General features: G+C 68.1%; 14 protein-coding genes. 4 read left to right on the top strand and 10 right to left on the bottom strand.

Translation table 11 applies throughout. The features are described 5' to 3' along the window. Positions 1-3 precede the first annotated feature (3 nt). Complete coding sequence (locus DB354_RS13480) at positions 4-1,176, top strand: glycoside hydrolase family 43 protein (RefSeq protein WP_107836158.1); 1,173 nt, start codon at positions 4-6, stop codon at positions 1,174-1,176. A gap of 37 nt (positions 1,177-1,213) precedes the next feature. Here DB354_RS13480 and surE read toward each other — a convergent pair whose 3' ends face one another. Continuing rightward, entirely contained in the window at positions 1,214-1,984 is a 771-nt protein-coding gene (gene surE, locus DB354_RS13485; protein WP_107836159.1) for a 5'/3'-nucleotidase SurE, read from the bottom strand. Between the two features lie 48 nt (positions 1,985-2,032). Here surE and DB354_RS13490 point away from each other — a divergent pair, with 48 nt between their 5' ends. Next, entirely contained in the window at positions 2,033-2,944 is a 912-nt protein-coding gene (locus tag DB354_RS13490; RefSeq protein WP_107836160.1) for a diacylglycerol kinase family protein, read from the top strand. A 288-nt stretch (positions 2,945-3,232) separates the two neighbouring features. Here the strand turns inward: DB354_RS13490 and DB354_RS13500 are convergent, their stop codons facing one another. The 3 genes from DB354_RS13500 to DB354_RS13510 form a co-directional block, all read right to left on the bottom strand. Then, on the bottom strand, positions 3,233-4,609 hold the full coding sequence (locus DB354_RS13500) for a methyltransferase MtaB domain-containing protein (RefSeq protein ID WP_107836161.1): 1,377 nt from the start codon (positions 4,607-4,609) through the stop codon (positions 3,233-3,235). A gap of 8 nt (positions 4,610-4,617) precedes the next feature. After that, positions 4,618-5,253, bottom strand: a complete 636-nt coding sequence (locus tag DB354_RS13505; RefSeq protein WP_107836162.1) for a corrinoid protein — start codon at positions 5,251-5,253, stop codon at positions 4,618-4,620. A gap of 68 nt (positions 5,254-5,321) precedes the next feature. Beyond that, positions 5,322-6,515: an AraC family transcriptional regulator gene (locus DB354_RS13510; protein ID WP_107836163.1), complete on the bottom strand. Its 1,194-nt coding sequence runs from the start codon at positions 6,513-6,515 to the stop codon at positions 5,322-5,324. A gap of 226 nt (positions 6,516-6,741) precedes the next feature. On the opposite strand from DB354_RS13510, the gene cysK reads away from it, so the two are divergent. Further along, a complete protein-coding gene (gene cysK, locus DB354_RS13515; protein WP_107836562.1) occupies positions 6,742-7,734 on the top strand; it encodes a cysteine synthase A in 993 nt (330 codons plus the stop codon). 137 nt (positions 7,735-7,871) lie between these two features. On the opposite strand, the gene DB354_RS13520 is transcribed toward cysK, so the two are convergent. The 4 genes from DB354_RS13520 to rnk form a co-directional block, all read right to left on the bottom strand. Continuing rightward, positions 7,872-8,144, bottom strand: coding sequence for a DUF2892 domain-containing protein (locus DB354_RS13520; RefSeq protein ID WP_107836164.1), 273 nt, complete (start codon positions 8,142-8,144; stop codon positions 7,872-7,874). A gap of 181 nt (positions 8,145-8,325) precedes the next feature. Further along, entirely contained in the window at positions 8,326-8,997 is a 672-nt protein-coding gene (locus DB354_RS13525; RefSeq protein ID WP_158277532.1) for a histidine phosphatase family protein, read from the bottom strand. Positions 8,998-9,129: 132 nt separating this feature from the next. Then, positions 9,130-10,035, bottom strand: coding sequence for a PD40 domain-containing protein (locus DB354_RS13530; protein WP_107836166.1), 906 nt, complete (start codon positions 10,033-10,035; stop codon positions 9,130-9,132). Between the two features lie 277 nt (positions 10,036-10,312). After that, the gene (gene rnk, locus DB354_RS13535; protein WP_107836167.1) at positions 10,313-10,729 is read right to left on the bottom strand and encodes a nucleoside diphosphate kinase regulator; all 417 of its coding nucleotides are present in this window, start codon (positions 10,727-10,729) and stop codon (positions 10,313-10,315) included. 633 nt (positions 10,730-11,362) lie between these two features. On the opposite strand from rnk, the gene DB354_RS13540 reads away from it, so the two are divergent. Further along, positions 11,363-12,850 (top strand): O-antigen ligase family protein, encoded by a 1,488-nt coding sequence (locus DB354_RS13540; protein WP_146180250.1) that lies wholly within the window; start codon positions 11,363-11,365, stop codon positions 12,848-12,850. Positions 12,851-12,867: 17 nt separating this feature from the next. Here the strand turns inward: DB354_RS13540 and DB354_RS22830 are convergent, their stop codons facing one another. Next, entirely contained in the window at positions 12,868-15,051 is a 2,184-nt protein-coding gene (locus DB354_RS22830; RefSeq protein ID WP_107836169.1) for a DUF4838 domain-containing protein, read from the bottom strand. A 22-nt stretch (positions 15,052-15,073) separates the two neighbouring features. Further along, positions 15,074-16,012: an NAD-dependent epimerase/dehydratase family protein gene (locus tag DB354_RS13550; protein WP_107836170.1), complete on the bottom strand. Its 939-nt coding sequence runs from the start codon at positions 16,010-16,012 to the stop codon at positions 15,074-15,076. Positions 16,013-16,254: the final 242 nt, after the last annotated feature.

The following is a 16,254-nucleotide window of genomic DNA, read 5'->3' on the forward strand; positions in this document are numbered from 1 at the left end:
CCCATGATCGCCTCCCTCGTTCGCCGTGATTTCTTCTCGCCGCGGGTTCTGGTCACGCTGCTGCTGGCGATCGCCTTGCCGGCCGCGGTGGCGGCGGTCCCCTCGTTTCGTCCGGGGGAACTCTGGCCCGACGATCGCGGAGTGCATCTCAACGCCCATGGCGGAGGCGTGCTCTGGCACGACGGAACGTACTACTGGTACGGCGAGCACAAGGTGGCCGGCGGCGCCGGCAACCGCGCGGAGGTGGGCGTGCACGTGTACACCTCGCGGGATCTCTATCATTGGGCGGACGCCGGGATCGCACTGGCGGTCTCGGACGATCCGGCGCACGACCTGGCGCGCGGCTGCATTCTCGAGCGGCCAAAAGTCCTGCACAACGCGCGCACCGGAAAGTTCGTGATGTGGTTTCACCTCGAGCTGAAGGGCCAGGGCTATCGCGCCGCGCGGAGCGGCGTGGCGGTGGCAGACGCTCCGACGGGTCCCTTTCGCTTTCTGGGCAGTTTCCGGCCGAATGCAGGCGTGTGGCCGGAGAACCTGCCGGCGGACGCGCGCCGGCCGCTGAGTGCGGAGGAGGCGGATAAGCTCCAAAAGCTGAAGCTGGTGGGCGGCCCCGTGCCGAGCTTCCCTGGCGACCTGGTTTGCCGACGCGATTTTGCCGGCGGGCAGATGGCACGCGACATGACGCTGTTCGTCGATGACGACGGAAAGGCGTACCACCTCTACGCGTCCGAGGAGAACGGCACGTTGCAGATCTCGCAGTTGACGGACGACTATTTGCGGCCCGCAGGCCGGTACGTGCGGGTGTTGCCGGGAGAGTTCAACGAGGCGCCGGCGGTGCTGAAGCGCGGCGGAAAGTACTTCCTTTTCACCTCGGGTTGCACCGGCTGGCGACCGAACGCCGCGCGGCTGGCGGTGGCGACCTCGATCTGGGGGCCGTGGCGGTCGCTCGGCAATCCATGCGTTGGCACGCCGGAACAGTGCGCGAATACGTTCGAGTCTCAGTCGACGTTCGTGCTGCCCGTGCAAGGACGGAAGGACACCTTCATCTTCATGGCGGACCGGTGGCGTCCCAAGGACGCGATCGATGGCCGCTACATCTGGCTCCCGATCGCCTTTGAAAACGACGTCCCCGTCCTGCGCTGGCACGACGAGTGGTGCATCGGCGACGAGAAGTGAGGGAACACCATGCGCTTCGGGCCCGGGAGACCGTGCGTCACCGAGCCGTTTCGCTGGCGGCGCAGCTGGCGTCGAGCGGGGTTAGTTTCTCGACCTCTTCGAGCCGCGCCTCGTCGGTGAGGTCGAGGCGCAGGGGCGTGAGCGACACGAAGTGGTTCTCGACGGCCCAGCGGTCGCTGCCGGGCTCAACTTCCTCGATGGGGCGGACGCTGAACCAGTAGTGCTGGCGGCCCAGCGGGTCGGTGCCCGGCACGACGTAACCGTCGTAATGCCGAAACGACTGGCAGGTCCACGCGAGGCCCCGGGCGTTCTCCGGGATGTTCACGTTGACGAGGGGCAACTGGGCGTGCGGGAGCAGAATCTCCAGCGCTTTCCGGGCCCAAGGCATGACCCGGTCGAACTTGGGTTCGTCATCGGGGACCGGCGTGCTGAACGCGATGCCGCGGACCCCGTGCAAGGCCGCCTGCTTCGCGGCGGCGAGGGTGCCAGAATGCCAGATGCCGTTGCCGAGGTTGGGCCCGAGGTTCACGCCCGACAGCACGAGGTCCGGCTTGCCCCATCTCGAGACGCCCAGCGCCACGCAATCGGCCGGCGTGCCGTCCACGCGGTAGGCTTCGAAACCGTCCAGCAGCGGCACCTGCGTGCGGCGGATGTTCAGCGGACGGGAAGAGGTTATGGAGTGGCTTTTCGAGGATTGCTCCACGTCGGGCGCCACGATGCGGACCTCGCCGTACGCCGAGGCCATGCGCGCCAGGGCCGCCAGGCCGGGACTGTAAATGCCGTCGTCGTTCGAAATCAGGATGCGCATGCCGAACTGGTACCCGCTCCGCCTGTCTGGTTCCCGCCACGCTGCGCCATGGATGCCCTCCTGCTTCACAACCACACCGCCGGGGATGAGGACCATACGGAGGCCAAGCTTGTCCGCCTCCTGAAGCGTCACGGTCACAAGGTCACGTACTCACCCGTCCAAGAGGGGCTCGGGAACGGTAAGCTCCTGGACCGCGCCGATATGGTGATTGCGGCGGGCGGAGATGGCACGATCCGGCGGACCGTCATCCGCATGGCGGGTCGGAAGGCTCCGGTTGGAATCCTGCCGCTCGGCACTGCCAACAACATCGCCCGAAGCCTCGGCATATCGACCGACGTCGCGGCCGTTGTCGCCGGCTGGAAGACCGGCAAGCCGCGCGCGGTGGATCTCGGCGTCGCGAAGGGACCTTGGGGACGCACCGCCTTCATTGAGGGCATCGGCTTCGGGTTGATCAGCCGCACGATGGCGATCCTCGACAGCCTGGATGAACACACGGTGCACACGTTTCCCAGTGCGGCGGACAAGCTGCACCGCGATGTGTCGGTGCTGGTGGCGCTGACGCACGAGATGCCGCCGATCAAGGCGCGGCTGAAGTTTGGTCAGGAAAAGGTTAAGGACGAGTTCCTGTTGCTGGAGATATTGAACATCAGCCGCGCGGGGCCGGGCATCGTGCTGGCCAACGACGCGAAGCCGACCGACGGCAAGCTCAACGTCGTGTCCGTCCCAAGTGAGGAGCGGCAGACGTTTATAGAACAGCTTGAGCGGCACGTGGCGCACGACCAGGGCAAGAACTCGCTGCACGAACAGGCGATCAAGAAACTGCGGCTCGAGATCGCCCCCTGCGAACTGCGGATCGACGACAAGATTGCGATGACACCGGCGGACTTCGCCAAGCTGCCGGATCACCGCGCCAGGATCGACGTGAAGGTGGAGCCTGGCGCCGTGAACGTGTACTGCTGACGTGGGACCGGAAGCCGGAGGACAGAAGCCGGAGGCCAGAAGCCAGAGGACGGAAGCCAGAAGCCGGAGGCCGGAAGCCGGAGGCCAGAGGACGGAAGCCAGAAGCCGGAGGCCGGAAGCCGGAAGCCAGAGGACGGAAGCCAGAAGCCGGAGGCCGGAAGCCGGAGGCCAGAGGACGGAAGCCGGAAGCCTGAGGTCAGATGTCAGTGCCAGAGGCCGGAAGACGGCCGGGGCAGGGAGTGGACGCGACGGCCCGACGGTGATGGGGACCGGCCGGGCCGCACCGGCTTACACGCCGTATTCGGCGGGCAGGTAACGGGAGGCGTCGACCACGCCCTTCTGTTGCGCGATGAACTCGGCCTCATCGGCCGGCAGGGCGTCCACGTGCGCCAGCATGGTTTCGAGGAACGGCACTTCGCGCGGCGCGATGCGGCAGCGTCCCGTGGCGTGCGCGTCGCGCAGGAGGGTGATGGCGCAACGCGCGGCGGCGACGCCGGCCTGATAATGGTTCGGCGCGCTGACGATGGCCTGGGCGATGGCGATGACGCTGTCGGGCGTGAGCACCCAGGCCTGCGGGTCGAGCGCGGCGTCGGAGTCGACCATCCAGCGCCGGAGGGTGAGGGCGGAGGCCGTGCCCTCAGCCAGGGCGCGGTTCATCAGGCGACAGTCGTAGATGAGCTGCTCAAGGTAGCAGGTGGGCGCGGAGGCGGCGAGGAGGCGGACGTTCTGCACCGACTCGTTGGACCACGTGTCGGCGTACGCGCCGGCGATGTTGCCGAGCGGGCTGAGGTGGGCGCAGGCGGAGGTTTTGCCCTCCATCGCCATCGGGTAGCCGGTGATGGCCTTGAGGTAGGGGTTCTCGTAACCGCAGTCCTTGCCGGGACCGACGGCGCCCTGTTCGTAGCCGACCAAGGTGCGCACGGCGGAGACGGCGCGGACGACGGCGGCGAACACGCGGGGGATCATGCGCTGCTCGGCGAGCACCATGGCGGTGTTGCCGAAGCCGCAGGCGGTGTCTCCGGCGCAGACGACGCCGTGGCGCCGGGCGATGGCGCCGAGCTGACGCCAGAGGAATTCCATGTCGCGCACGCCAAGGACGCACTGCGAGTAGATGACCTGCCCGAGGTCGCCCATCATCAAGGCGTCGTCGTGCAGTTCCTTGCCGCCGACGGATTCGATGCTGAGGAGCTCGGCGCCGACGCGCGCGGCGCCGTCGAAGAGCTCGAGCATGCGTTCCCAGTGCTCGCCGGAGCGCATGACCGGTGGACGCGCGAACTCACGGTTGTCGTTGGGGGTCATCCGGAGGACCGATTTGAGACCGTGCTGGCGGTGGGCTTCCTCCATGGCGCCGAGGAGGATCTGGACGATTTCCAGGCCGAACGCGGGCGTCGCCGTCATGGGCGGCAGGGTTTCGAACTCGATGACCACACCCGGGGCGTCGAGGTCGACCGCGCGGCGGAGGGCGTCGGTGATGATGTCGCGGTAGTGTCGCGCCACGACCGGCATGGTCGCGGCGGTGACCTCCATGGCGGGGAGCGTGAAGTTGAGCTCCGGATACACCAGGCCGCCGCCCAGGCGCAGTCCGCGCCGGGTGATGAGCGGGTGCGGCGCGGTGCCGAAGAGCAGGCCATCCGCATGCGGGATGGCGAGTTGGCGGTATTTCATGGCGGGGGTCAGGCGGCGCCGACGAGCGTGCGGGCGAGATCAACGGCGGAGGCGGCGTCGGGCGTGTAGCCGTCGGCCCCGACCTCATCGGCGAAGTGTTGGGAGACCGGGGCGCCGCCGATCATGATCTTCACGGGGGGGCAGTCGCTGGCGCGGATGGCGCGGACGGTGTCGGTGATGGCCGGCATCGTGGTGGTAAGCAGGGCGGAGAGGCCGACGATCTGGGGCTGGTGCTCGCGGATGGCGGCGATGAACTTGGCGGGCGGGACGTTGGTGCCGAGGTCGACGACCTTGAAGTTGGCACCCTTCCACATGACGCCGACGAGGTTCTTGCCGATGTCGTGGAGGTCGCCCTGGACGGTGCCGAGGACGGCGGTGTACTTCGGGGTGATGCCGGCGGCGATGAGCTTGGGTTCGAGCTCGAGCATGGCGGCCTTCATTGCGCGGGCCGCGATGAGCATCTCGGGGACGAAGATCAGGTTGCGCTTAAACTTGTCGCCGACGGAGGTCATCGCGGGAACGAGGGCCTGGTCGACGATCGTGCCGGGCGGGGTGCCCTCGTTAAGGGCGCGTTGGGCAAGGGCCTTGGCGTCGTTGCTTTTGCCGGAGGCGACGGCCTCGGCGAGGAGTTCCAGGGTAGTCATCGCGGGGAGGAGTTTCCCCGAGAGTACCGGAGCGGGCAGGCGGGCCGCTTGTAAGCGGGTGCCTTTCTTTAGGACTTTTGTGCGGGCGCGAGGCGGGCGCGGCGGTAGTCGCCGGGCGTCTGGCCGGTGCGGCGGCGGAAGACGCGGGTGAAGTAGCTCTGGTCGCTGAAGCCGCAGTCGAGGGCGATGCGGGTGAGGTCGGCGGCGGTGTGGGCGAGGAGATGACAGGCGTGATCGGTGCGGAGGCGCGTAAGCAGCTCGACAAACGTCCAGCTGGTTTTGGCGCGCATCAGATGGGAAAAGTGGCTGGGCGACAGGCCGGCGGCGCGAGCGACGGTTTCGCGGGTGAGCGGCTCGGCGAGGTGTTCCTGCATGAACTCCACGGCCCGGGCGAGCTGGACGGAGTTGGGATGGCGGACGTTGGCCTGGATGGCGTCGATGAGCTGTTCGAGCATCTGGCAGAGCCAGGCGGCGAGTACCTCCTGGTCGTCGACGTGCGCGAGAGTGGTGAGCGACTGATAGTTGAAGCCGAGAATCTTTTCGGGCTGGGCGCCGGCCTGGACCGCCGCGCGGGTCATGATGACGACCAGCTCGAGAGCGAGGCTCTTGAGGAGCGGGGTGTGGGAACCGCCGGCGGCGTAGATGGCCGTGAGGACCCGGTTGAGAATCTGGCGGGCCTCGCGACGCTCGCCGCGGCGAATGGCGGCGAGGAGAGCGGGTTCCTCGTGGAGATAGGTGCTGCGGATGTCGTCGTGGAGCCGACCCTTCAACTCGTGCATAGCCTCGGCCTTTTCGCGTTCGCGGCTGGCGAACTGGCGCCGGGTGGAGAGATGGGCCTCGTTGGTGAGGTTGTGATCGACGGCGAGCCGCTGCAGGGCCTGGCAGGCTTGGAGGATGCGGCGATCGAGCGAACCGGCGCGGTTGGGGCGCTGGAGGGAAACGCAGGTGACGACGAGCCCGCCTTCGACGCGCTGGTTGCGCATGACGGGAACGCCCCACACGGCGCGCTCGCCGGGACAGCAGACCACGCACGGCTCGCCCCAGCGGAGCGCCTCGGCGATCGCTTGGGCGCGAACCAGAGGACAGTCGGCGGCGTGGGAGCAGGAGCGAGGCTCGCCGTGATCGTCCAGCCAGGTGCCGTGCACATCGGTGGGGCGCACGTGCAGGCGCGTGGTGCGTGCATGGGCGTTGGCGAGAGCCTGCCACTCTGCCGCGGAGATCAGGCCACCGAAGGGGGAAGTGGGCGGAGCGGGCGGTTTCATCGCGCGGAGGGTATCGCCGCAGAGCGGCGCCAGCGGGGCAAGCGCCGAGGCGGAGCGGAGGAGGTAGCGCGCGGGAAGTGGGGCGAATGCCAGTTATCTCTAGATTTTGATGCGACGCTAGGACAGCGATTTAGAGGCATAAAATAACCGGATGACTCAAGTAGTAAAGAAATGCCTTGCGAAGCAGCTGATACCGGGGCAGATGTACGGCCGACACACACGCACCATGGCCAAGATCCACAACGATATCACTGAGACGATCGGCAACACGCCGCTCGTTCGTCTGAACCGCACCGCTGCCGCCCATGGCGCGCAGGCGGAGATTCTGCTGAAGCTCGAGTTCTTCAATCCGCTCTCGAGCGTGAAAGACCGCATCGGCGCCGCGATGATCGAGGACGCGCTGCGCACCGGCAAAATCCGCCAGGACTCGGTCCTTATCGAACCGACGAGTGGCAACACCGGCATCGCGCTGGCGTTCGTCGCGGCGGCGAAGGGCCTGAAGTTGATCCTCACGATGCCCGAGACAATGAGCACGGAGCGCCGCAAGCTCCTGAAGGTGCTTGGCGCGCGCCTGGTGCTCACTGAGGGCGCAAAGGGCATGAAAGGCGCGATCGCGAAGGCCGAGGAACTCGCGAAGACGATTCCCAACGCCGTCATTCTCCAGCAGTTTTCGAATCCCGCGAATCCCGAGATCCACCGGAAGACCACTGCGGAGGAGATTTGGCGCGATACCGACGGCAAGGTGGACTTCGTCGTTTCGGGCATCGGCACGGGCGGCACGATCACGGGCATCGGCGAGGTGCTGAAGCCGCGCAAACCCGGTCTGAAGATCATCGCGGTTGAGCCTGATGCCTCGCCGATCCTCTCGGGTGGCCAGCCGGGCCCGCACAAGCTGCAGGGGCTGGGCGCGGGGTTCATCCCGGCCGTGCTCAACACGAAGGTGTACGACGAGGTGATTCGCGTGAAGGACACCGACTCCGGTCCGGTCTCGAAGCAGGTGAACCAGCTCGACGGCATTCCGATCGGCATCTCCTCGGGCGCGGCCGTCTGGGCGGCGATCCAGTTGGCGAAGCGGCCCGAGAACAAGGGCAAGCAGATCGTCGCGATCATCCCCTCGAGCAGCGAGCGGTACCTGTCCACATGGCTGTTTGCCGACGTGAACGTTGAGAGCGACTCGATCGAAGACCTCGTTGGCGCCCCGGCTCTGGCCCCGGCCTGAGCGCTCTGGGCCGATGCGGGAGAATTGTGACGCGGTGACGCCGTTGCTGACCCCATCCTCCGGAGACGGGGCATCAAGGTCGTCACGGCGTCACGTGGTCACGTTACCGACGGCTCCCGTCTCAGAGACGGGGCTGACTAGAGGTCGCCGAGCCGGCAGGTGTTGATCCCGAGGGCGTGGGAGACCGGGCAGTAGCGCACGGCGCCGGTCGCGAGTTCCATCGCGCCGAAGACGCCGAGGAGGGTGCGCCAGCGAGAGGGGAGCGGCGCGGCGAAGGCGGCGGCGATCATGACGGAACCGGCGACAATCCGGACCTTCTGCTCGGTGCGGCCGACGTTGCACGGTAGGGAGCCCATTTGCTGGCGGGCCCAGGTGACTGGTTTTTGAAGCGTTTCGAGGGTGGCTTGCATGGCCCCAGAGTAGCGTGCGGCGCCAAAAAGTTCGCGCGAGGTGCACGATGGCGGAGCTGCTGCGGCCGTGCGGGATGTTCTCGGCACGGCGACGCGGCTGCATGCGACGCCGGTGCGGGTGGTGAAGGACTCGCGAGACTGGCGGACGCGGGGCGTGCCGCGGTTGCCCCGGTCCCGAAGCTCAGCGCGAAGCGAATGACCAGGGGAGGGGACGGGTGACAGTGGTGGTGCGGTACACGGCCTGAAGTCCGTCGGCGGTGGGGGCGAAGGCCACTCCGTCGAGGAAGTTGAGCCAGCCGGCGTCCTCGTGGCGGACACCGACCATCAGTTCGCGAAGGATGAGGATGTTCCAGTCGTGCGAAACGTGGAGGTCGAGTCGCCGGCCTTGGGCGCAGGGCTCCTGAAGGCGTTGCACGAGGTGTGTGACCTTGCGGGCGGCGATTGCCTCGGCGGCTTCGACCACGTTGGCGGGAATCTGGCCGGTGAACCAGAGACGGACAAAATGATCGCCGTGCAGCAGGGTGAGCCGGCCGGCCTCCTTGAGATCGAGGATGTAGTCGATGCCGAGCGCGTTTTCGGGACCGACAATCTCGGTGGAGCTGACGCCGGTGGCGGCGATGCCGCGCGCGATCGCCTCGGCGGTTTGGCGGCAACGTTTCACCGGGCTGTGGAAGAGTCGCACGCAGTCAAAACCATGGATCTGGCGGCCGAAGGCTTCGGCGTCGGCGTGACCCTTGGCCGTGAGTTCGGCGGCGGCCGGGTCCTTGACGTCAACGATCTGGTGGCGTTCCGCGTGCCGGAGAAAGGCGGCCGCGGGGGCGTGGGCCGGAAGGGAGTGGATGGTTTTGAGCAATGCGAGGCCCTGCATGTTGGTGACCCACCAGCGAAGTGCACCCTTCCGCCGATGTCACGCCACCGATTGCCGTGAGAAATGTGACGCGGTGACTCTGACCCCGTTTGCCTGAAAACGGCGGGCGTCACCGCGTCACTTGGCGGCGGGGCGGCCGTCGGAGGGCCAGGAGGTGTCGGCGGGATCCTTCAACAGGAAGAACTCGCCGGAGAGAGTGCGGCCGGTGTCACGGGCGAAGAGCAGCGAACGACCGCTGGGTGAGAAGACGGCGCCGCCCTCCATGCCTTCGTCGTTCACGCCGTAGCCGAGCTTCTGCTTCGGCGACCAGCCGGTGGCGGTGCGATGCGACTCGTAGAGTCCGTCGGACGCCATGATGACGAGCCGCGAGCCATCGGGTGAGGGGAGCGGTTCGAACTCGTCGCCGGGCGTGTTGATCGCATCCCCGAGATTTTCGACGGTCCAGCGCCCGTCGGCAGCCTGGCGTCCGCGCCAGATGTCGTTGCCGCCGCGTCCGCCGGGGCGGTTGGAGCCGAAATAAAGCCAGCCGTCAGGTGCGGGCCGGGGGAACCACTCGGTGTGAGTGGAGTTGAGCGGTTCGGGCAGGCGAACGGCGGAGCCCCAGGAACCATCGCCCTCACGGTCGATGCGCCACAGGTCGAGATCCTTGCGTTTCACGCCGTCGGTGGAGCGGTTGGAAATGAAATACATCGTGCGTCCGTCGGGGGTGAACCACGGGTCGGCCTCGACGCCATCGCCGGCCATGGCCGGGACTTCGGGCGTGGACCAGCCTTTGGGCGTGGGATGCGAGACCCAGATGCGCCAACCGGAGAACTGCGGGGTGCTCCGCACGAAGTAGAAGTCGCCGGTGAGCGGATCGAACGCGGGATGCGATTCGAAGGCGGGGCTCGAGATCAGCGGAGGTTGCCAAGGCACGACCTTCGGACCGGTGGGCGCCGGTGGGGAAGGCGGGGCACTGGCGCCGCACACGACTGACGTCAGTACGCCGGCCAGGAGCAGGCGCGCGGCAAGGGAGGAGGGCATGGGGGGAAGTGAAAGTGAGAGTGAGAGTGAAAGTGCGCGGACAGTAAGCGTGACCGAGGAAGGCCCGGGTGGCGGTGTTTGGGTTTGGGGCGGCGGCAGCGCTGCGAGTTGGACCTGGCACGGCGGAGCGCGTGCCCGACAAGGTGGCACGCCTGTTCACGAACGCCCCATCGCGGCGCGGAGGTTGCGGCCCACCGCGACAGCCGCACGCCTGAGAGCGACGGCTGAGGCTGGGGTCACGAGATCGGCGGAGATTGCGGGAGGCAGCGCCGGAGGATCAGCGGGTCGGCAGCAGCTCGGGCGCGGCATGGCGCACCGGCGGCGTGACGGATCGGATCAGCAGGCGGCGCGTGCCGCCCGGCGTCTGCCACGCAATCTCCGTACCGCGCGGAAATCCGATCAGCGCGGTCCCGATGGGGGCGAGGACAGAGAGCTGGCCCTTTTCGATGTCGGCACGCTCCGGATACACGAGGGTGTAGGTGTCCACCTCCCCGGTCTCCTGATCCTCGACCTCGACCGTGGAGCCCATCACGACGACGTGGGGCGGGATGGCGGCGGGATCGAGGACGACGGCACGATCGAGCTCGCGTTGGAGTTGTTCCAGCGTGGCGGTGCGGCTCGAACCCAGGGAGGCGAGCAACTGGCGCAGGCGGGCGTGATCGGTGGTGGCGAGATAGAGAGGAGTGTCGGACATGATGAACGGGGTTTGAAACGTTGCGCCCCGGGCGCCGGGCGGTGGGGTAGGCCGACGGCGATGCCGCCTGCCCAAGCAGGCGGAGAAGGCGTTGAGATTGTAGGCGAGGGAAACGCGGCGATCGGCCGCGGTGGCGCACCCAGCAGGTGCGTGACTGCGCACCCCGGGAGCGGGGTCCGGCTCCAATATAGGCAGCTGGACGGTCCGCGCACCCGGGGCTAGCCCGGTGTGGCGTGAATACCCGCGATGGCCGACGCAGATGGGCGCCGGAAATCGAGCCTAGAGTTGAGGACGTTCGAACGCATGCGGGTGAGCGACAATGGCGGCCATCCTCCGGCCAAAGTCAAACCTCCGGCCGCCTTCGCGGCCGGAGCAGGTGGCGAGGGGCAAGCCCGCGAAACGCGCGGGGTGGCAGACGGCGGCGGCCCCACGGCCAGGCCATGCGCACCACCAGCATTCCAAACGGCGAAAGGGAAAGTGAGAGTGAGCGTGAGAGAGTGAGGGGCGGCGGGAGGGAGGGCGCTTGCGTGGGCGTGGTTTCCTGCTTCTGCTCGCCGCCTGCCTGTGCGTCGACGCTCCCATCCCAACTTCGAAAAGCTGCAAAGCCGTCCCTCGGACGCTCCCTTTCCGCCGGTGAACCGCGATTCCGGGGCGCCTGGCAGCGTGCCGCTGGAGTCGTTCAGGACCGAGGGGGGCCGCCCCCGTACGCATCCGCTCGAGCTGACCTTGCTGTGGCTGGTCGCCGCGCACCTGGTGTTCCTGCCATGGGCGCTGGGGACGATGCGGCTGTGGGCGCAGATCCCGAGCCTGATCGCGGCGGCGCTGGCGCTGGTGCTGGCGCTGCTGCCCCGAACCTACACGGAGGCGTACACGGGCGGCCCCGCGTTCAAGCTGTACGCCTTCCCGAAGCTGCTTCGCTTTCCGATTTTCTGGCTGGGGCTCGCGTTGCTGGGGCTGGTGACGCTGCACGGCCTGAATCCGGCGTGGGAATTTCGCACCGACGGCAAGGTCTGGTGGATGCAGGGAATCCCGCACATCGAGTGGCTGCCCAGCGGCGTGCGCGGGCCATTCGAGCGGTGGGGCCCCTGGCGCATGCTGATGATTTATGCGGCGGGCTGGCTTACGGTCTGCGCGATCTGGGTCGGTTTCACGCGCCGGCGGAGCTTGCAGCGGCTGCTGCTGGTGCTCGGAGTGAACGGCATCGTGCTGGCGTTGTTCGGCATCGCGGAGCGGCTCACCGGCGCGAAGAAGATTTTCTGGTTCGTGACGTCGCCCAACGAGATGTTCTTCGCGAGCTTCATCTACAAGAACCACGCGGGCGCCTACCTGAACCTGGCCCTGGCGATCGTGTGCGGCCTGGGCGGCTGGTACTATCTGCGCGGCGTGCGCCGCATGGAGAAATCCAATCCCTCGGGGGTGTTTGCGTTTCTCGCGACGTGCATCGCGGTGAGCGTGCTCGTCAGCTACGCGCGCGGCGCGACGCTGATCACGCTGGCGTACATGGCGGTGGTGGTGGGCGCATTTGTCGTGCACCAGTGGCGGCTGCCGCGCGAAGTGCGCAACCCGCTGATCGCTGTCGCACTGCTGGTGCTCTTCGGCCTCTTCGTGAAAACCGGCTGGGATTCCCTCAACGCGGATCGTGCCTGGGAGCGGCTGCAGCGGGCGGTGTCCGGCCAGGACGTATCGGTCGAGGCGCGACAAATCGCGTCGCGCGCGACGCTCGATGCGCTGGAGAAAAACTGGGTCGGGGGCATCGGAGCGGGCAGCTTCCGGTTCCTGTTCCCGGTGTACCAGCAGAACTACCCCGACATTCGGAAGCGCAACGGCCGCGGCATGTATTGGGAACATGCGCACAACGACGTCCTGCAGTTTCCTCTCGAGTTCGGCGTGCCCGGCATGCTGCTGATCCTGGGCGGGTTCGCTTACTGGGGCGTGGCGCTGATCCGGTCGGCGTTCTGGCAGAACCCGGTGAGTGCGGCGCTGGTGCTCGGCGCGATCCTGATGCTCGTGATGGCCTGGGGGGACTTTGTCTTCCAGTGTCCCGCCATCCTGATCACGTGGTGCGTGCTCTGGGTATTTGCGGTGATGTGGGCGCGCTTTGAGGAAAGCCGGCGCGGATAGCGTCCGCGCGCGGCCACCTACTTCGAGCTGCGCAGGCTGACCGGGCCGAACTCGATCCAGTCGGGTGCGACCTGGTGCATGACGCGCAGGCCCACGCCGACCCAGGCCGCGTTCCCGGGGGCGCGGGCGGCCTGCCGGAGCGTGGCCCAGTCGGGCCATTCGCCATCGGGCAGGCGCATGAAGAGCAGCCGGCCAACGGGTTTCTGCTGGGCGTCGAGGAAGCCGATCGAAAGCGCGACAAGGTCGCTGTTGCTGACGCGACCGCGCGCGGGCACCGATGCGACGTAAAGATGACCGGGCGTGGCGGGGGCCCATTGGAAGGCGGTGGTGTTCTCGGCACCGGAGATCCGGAGCACCCGCGCCTGGTCGCCGTTCGCGCCGGCCGGCGAGACCAGCGCGGCGAACCCGTGCTGCGTGGGTTCGTGCGAGGAGCGCCACGGCGCGGGCAGGCTGATGCCGTAGTCCATCCCGGCGATGCGGCGGGCCGGCGGCAGCACGCCGGCCCAGCCGCGGCCGGGCAGGACCTCGCGGCTTTGGAACGTCGCCGGGACATCGGCGGCGGCGAGACCGTCGGCGACGCCGGCGGCATCGTGCCGGGCCACGGCGACGGCGAAGCCGGCGCGGGCGAGGGCGGCGGCCGCGGGGGCGGTGGGATCGTTCTGCAGAAAGTCGGCGTAGGGAATCGGATGGAAGCTCAGCGGCTCGCGGGCGGTGAGCTGTTGGGTGTAGCGGATGAACTCGCCGCGTTTCGCAATGTAGTCCTCGAACCGCCGCAGGCCGGCCTCGTCACTTAGCCGGTCCCGGAGCAGCCGCGTCGACAGGGCGGCACGGGCCTCCTGGAAGGCCACGAAGCGCTCGGTGACGCCGAAGGCGCGGGCGACGAAGCCGACGCGCTGCCGCACGCGCTCGTTGTTGGCGCGGCAGGCGGCGGTGTTCAGCAGGGTGCGCAGCTCGGCGCAGACGGCGGCCGGAAACACGATGGCCTGCGACTCATTGCGGTAGTGCTTGAGCCAGTACGAGGGGCCGGGCTGCTGCATCCACTGCTGCTCGCACCGCTCGAAGAACGCGCGCATGGGCTCGGCGGCGCCTTGGAAGTAGCTGGTGTAGTACTCGCGCAGCAGAACTTCGACGTCCTGCGCGGGCGCGCGGAGCAACTGGGCGATCACCCACGGCAGCGGGCCGTCGATGCCCCAGTTGCGGCTCGATTCGCCGTAGTAGTCGGTGAAGCCGACCCGGTGGGCGTGCTGGAGACTTTCGGCCAAGGCGCGGATCGGCACGCGCGGGATCAGGAAGCCATAGCCGTCGAGGTAGTCGTAGTACCCGATGCGCCGCGGCGGGGAACCGGGGCCCGGGCTGGGCACGGCGGAGGCGCCGGGGGCGAGGGTATCCGGGCCCTTGCCCATCGTGGCGGCCCAGCGGCGCTGGAGGTCAAACTCCTCCTGCTTGAAGGCGGGGTCGTAGCTCTGGCTGCGGTCGGCGGTGAGGAAGGGGATGACATGGGGATCGACGGGGAAAGGCGGCGGATTCTCGGCCCAGTAGTACGCGAGGCAGCCGAGGTACTTGTCGGGGTGTCGCGCGGCGAGGTCGGCGGCGGCGCGGTTCATGAACGTGAACACGAGCCGGGAAAAGTCGGGGCGCCCGCGGAACCATTGCCGTGGCTGGATGAGGGCGAGGGTTTCGGGCGATTCGCCGAAGACGAGACCGTCGTTCACGCCGAGGGCAAACGAGACCTCGTGGGGATGCTGCGCGAAGCGGGCGCTGGCGGCGGCGGCGGCCCAGCGGGCCACGTCTTCGCGTCCCAGGTCGGGATTCCAGAAATAGGACTTTTCCGGCGGCTTGAGGCGCGAGCCGCCGACGAGCGGGAAGAACTCGGGGTGGGTTTCGGCGAGGGCGGGTGGGAACACGCGGTTGAGGTTGTGCGAGAACGGCAGGCCGGGCGTGAGGTCGTTGTGGCGGCCCCAGGCGCGCTCCTCCTCGGTGCGCAGGCCGATGTGGCGCATCTGGAAGCCGGATTGCGCGTGGAAGCGACCCTCGGGATCGCGCTGCTGCACGGTGTGCACCGGGCGCGATGCTTCGCGGCCGAGCGGGCCGGGCATGAAGGCGCGCTCCGGTCCGCGGAAAGCGCGTTGGACAATCCAGGCCGAGCCGGCGGCGAGGAGCAGGGCGAGCAGGACGGCGGCGGGGAGCAGCAGGCGACGCACGGCGAGTGTGGGGCGGCGTGGGTCAGCGGACGCTGGCGACGAGTTCGCGCAACGCGGGCTCGAGTGGATGGGCGGCGGCGAAACCGAGTTCGGCGCGGGCGCGTTCCGGCGCGCCGAGGGAGTGCCGGATGTCGCCGGCGCGCGGTTCGCCGTGGCTGGGCGCGGGGGCGTTGGCAAACTCGCGCCGCAGGATGGCGGCGAGCTGGTTCAGGCTGGTGGGCGTGCCGGTGCAGATGTTGGCGATGCCGGTGGTGATTCCGGGGGCGGTGGCGGCGAGGACGTTGGCCCGCGCGACGTCGTGCACGGAGATGAAGTCACGCGTCTGTTCGCCGTCGCCGTAGATCGTGGGGGTGCGGCCGGCGGCGAAGCGCTCGCAGAAGATCGAGATCACGCCGGAGTACGGCGAACGTGGGTCCTGGCGCGGGCCGAAGACGTTGAAGTAGCGCTGGCAGCGAACGGTGATGCCGTAGGCGGCGGCGTGGCCCAGCAGAAGGGCCTCGGAGCCAAGCTTCGCGCCGCCGTACGGGCTGATCGGCCGGGTGGCGCTGCGCTCGGTGAGCGGCAACTCGGGATTGTCGCCGAAGACGGCCGCAGAGGAGGCGAACACGATGCGCTTCACCCCGTGGGTGCGCGCGGCCTCGGCGACGCGGTGGGTCGCCTCGACGTTGAGCCGGAAGTTGGTGGTGGGGTCGGTGATGCTCTCGGGCACGCTCACCAGGGCGGCGAGATGGATGATCGCGTCGGGCCTGGCCGAGGCGACCAGCCCGTCGAGCACGCCGTCCGCGGCGACGTCGGCCTCGACGAGGCGGAACCGCGGCTGGGCGAGGGCGGCGGTGAGGTTCTCCCGGTGGCCGGTACGGAAATTGTCCACCCCGATGACCTGATGGCCCTCCTGGAGCAGGCGATCGCAGGTGTGGCTGCCAATGAAGCCGGCGGCGCCGGTGACGAGGACGGTGAGCATAAGCGGTTGCGGGTGATGAAACGCAGGTGAACGAAGCGGCCGCGGCCGGTGGTAAAGCGCGGCAGCGGACGGGGAAGGGTGAACCTTGGCGAGGTTTTCGCCGGAGCGGAAACCTAGATTTCGGCTTTCGTGTCCTACCTCCTCGATTCAGGGGGCAGGAGGCCTGCAATTATTAATAACTATCCCGCAATGCTTAACGGGATAATGTCCAGATACTCCCCGAATAATGTCCAGATACTCGT

Origin of the sequence: Opitutus sp. ER46 (genome assembly GCF_003054705.1) — a bacterium.
Lineage (GTDB): Bacteria > Verrucomicrobiota > Verrucomicrobiia > Opitutales > Opitutaceae > ER46.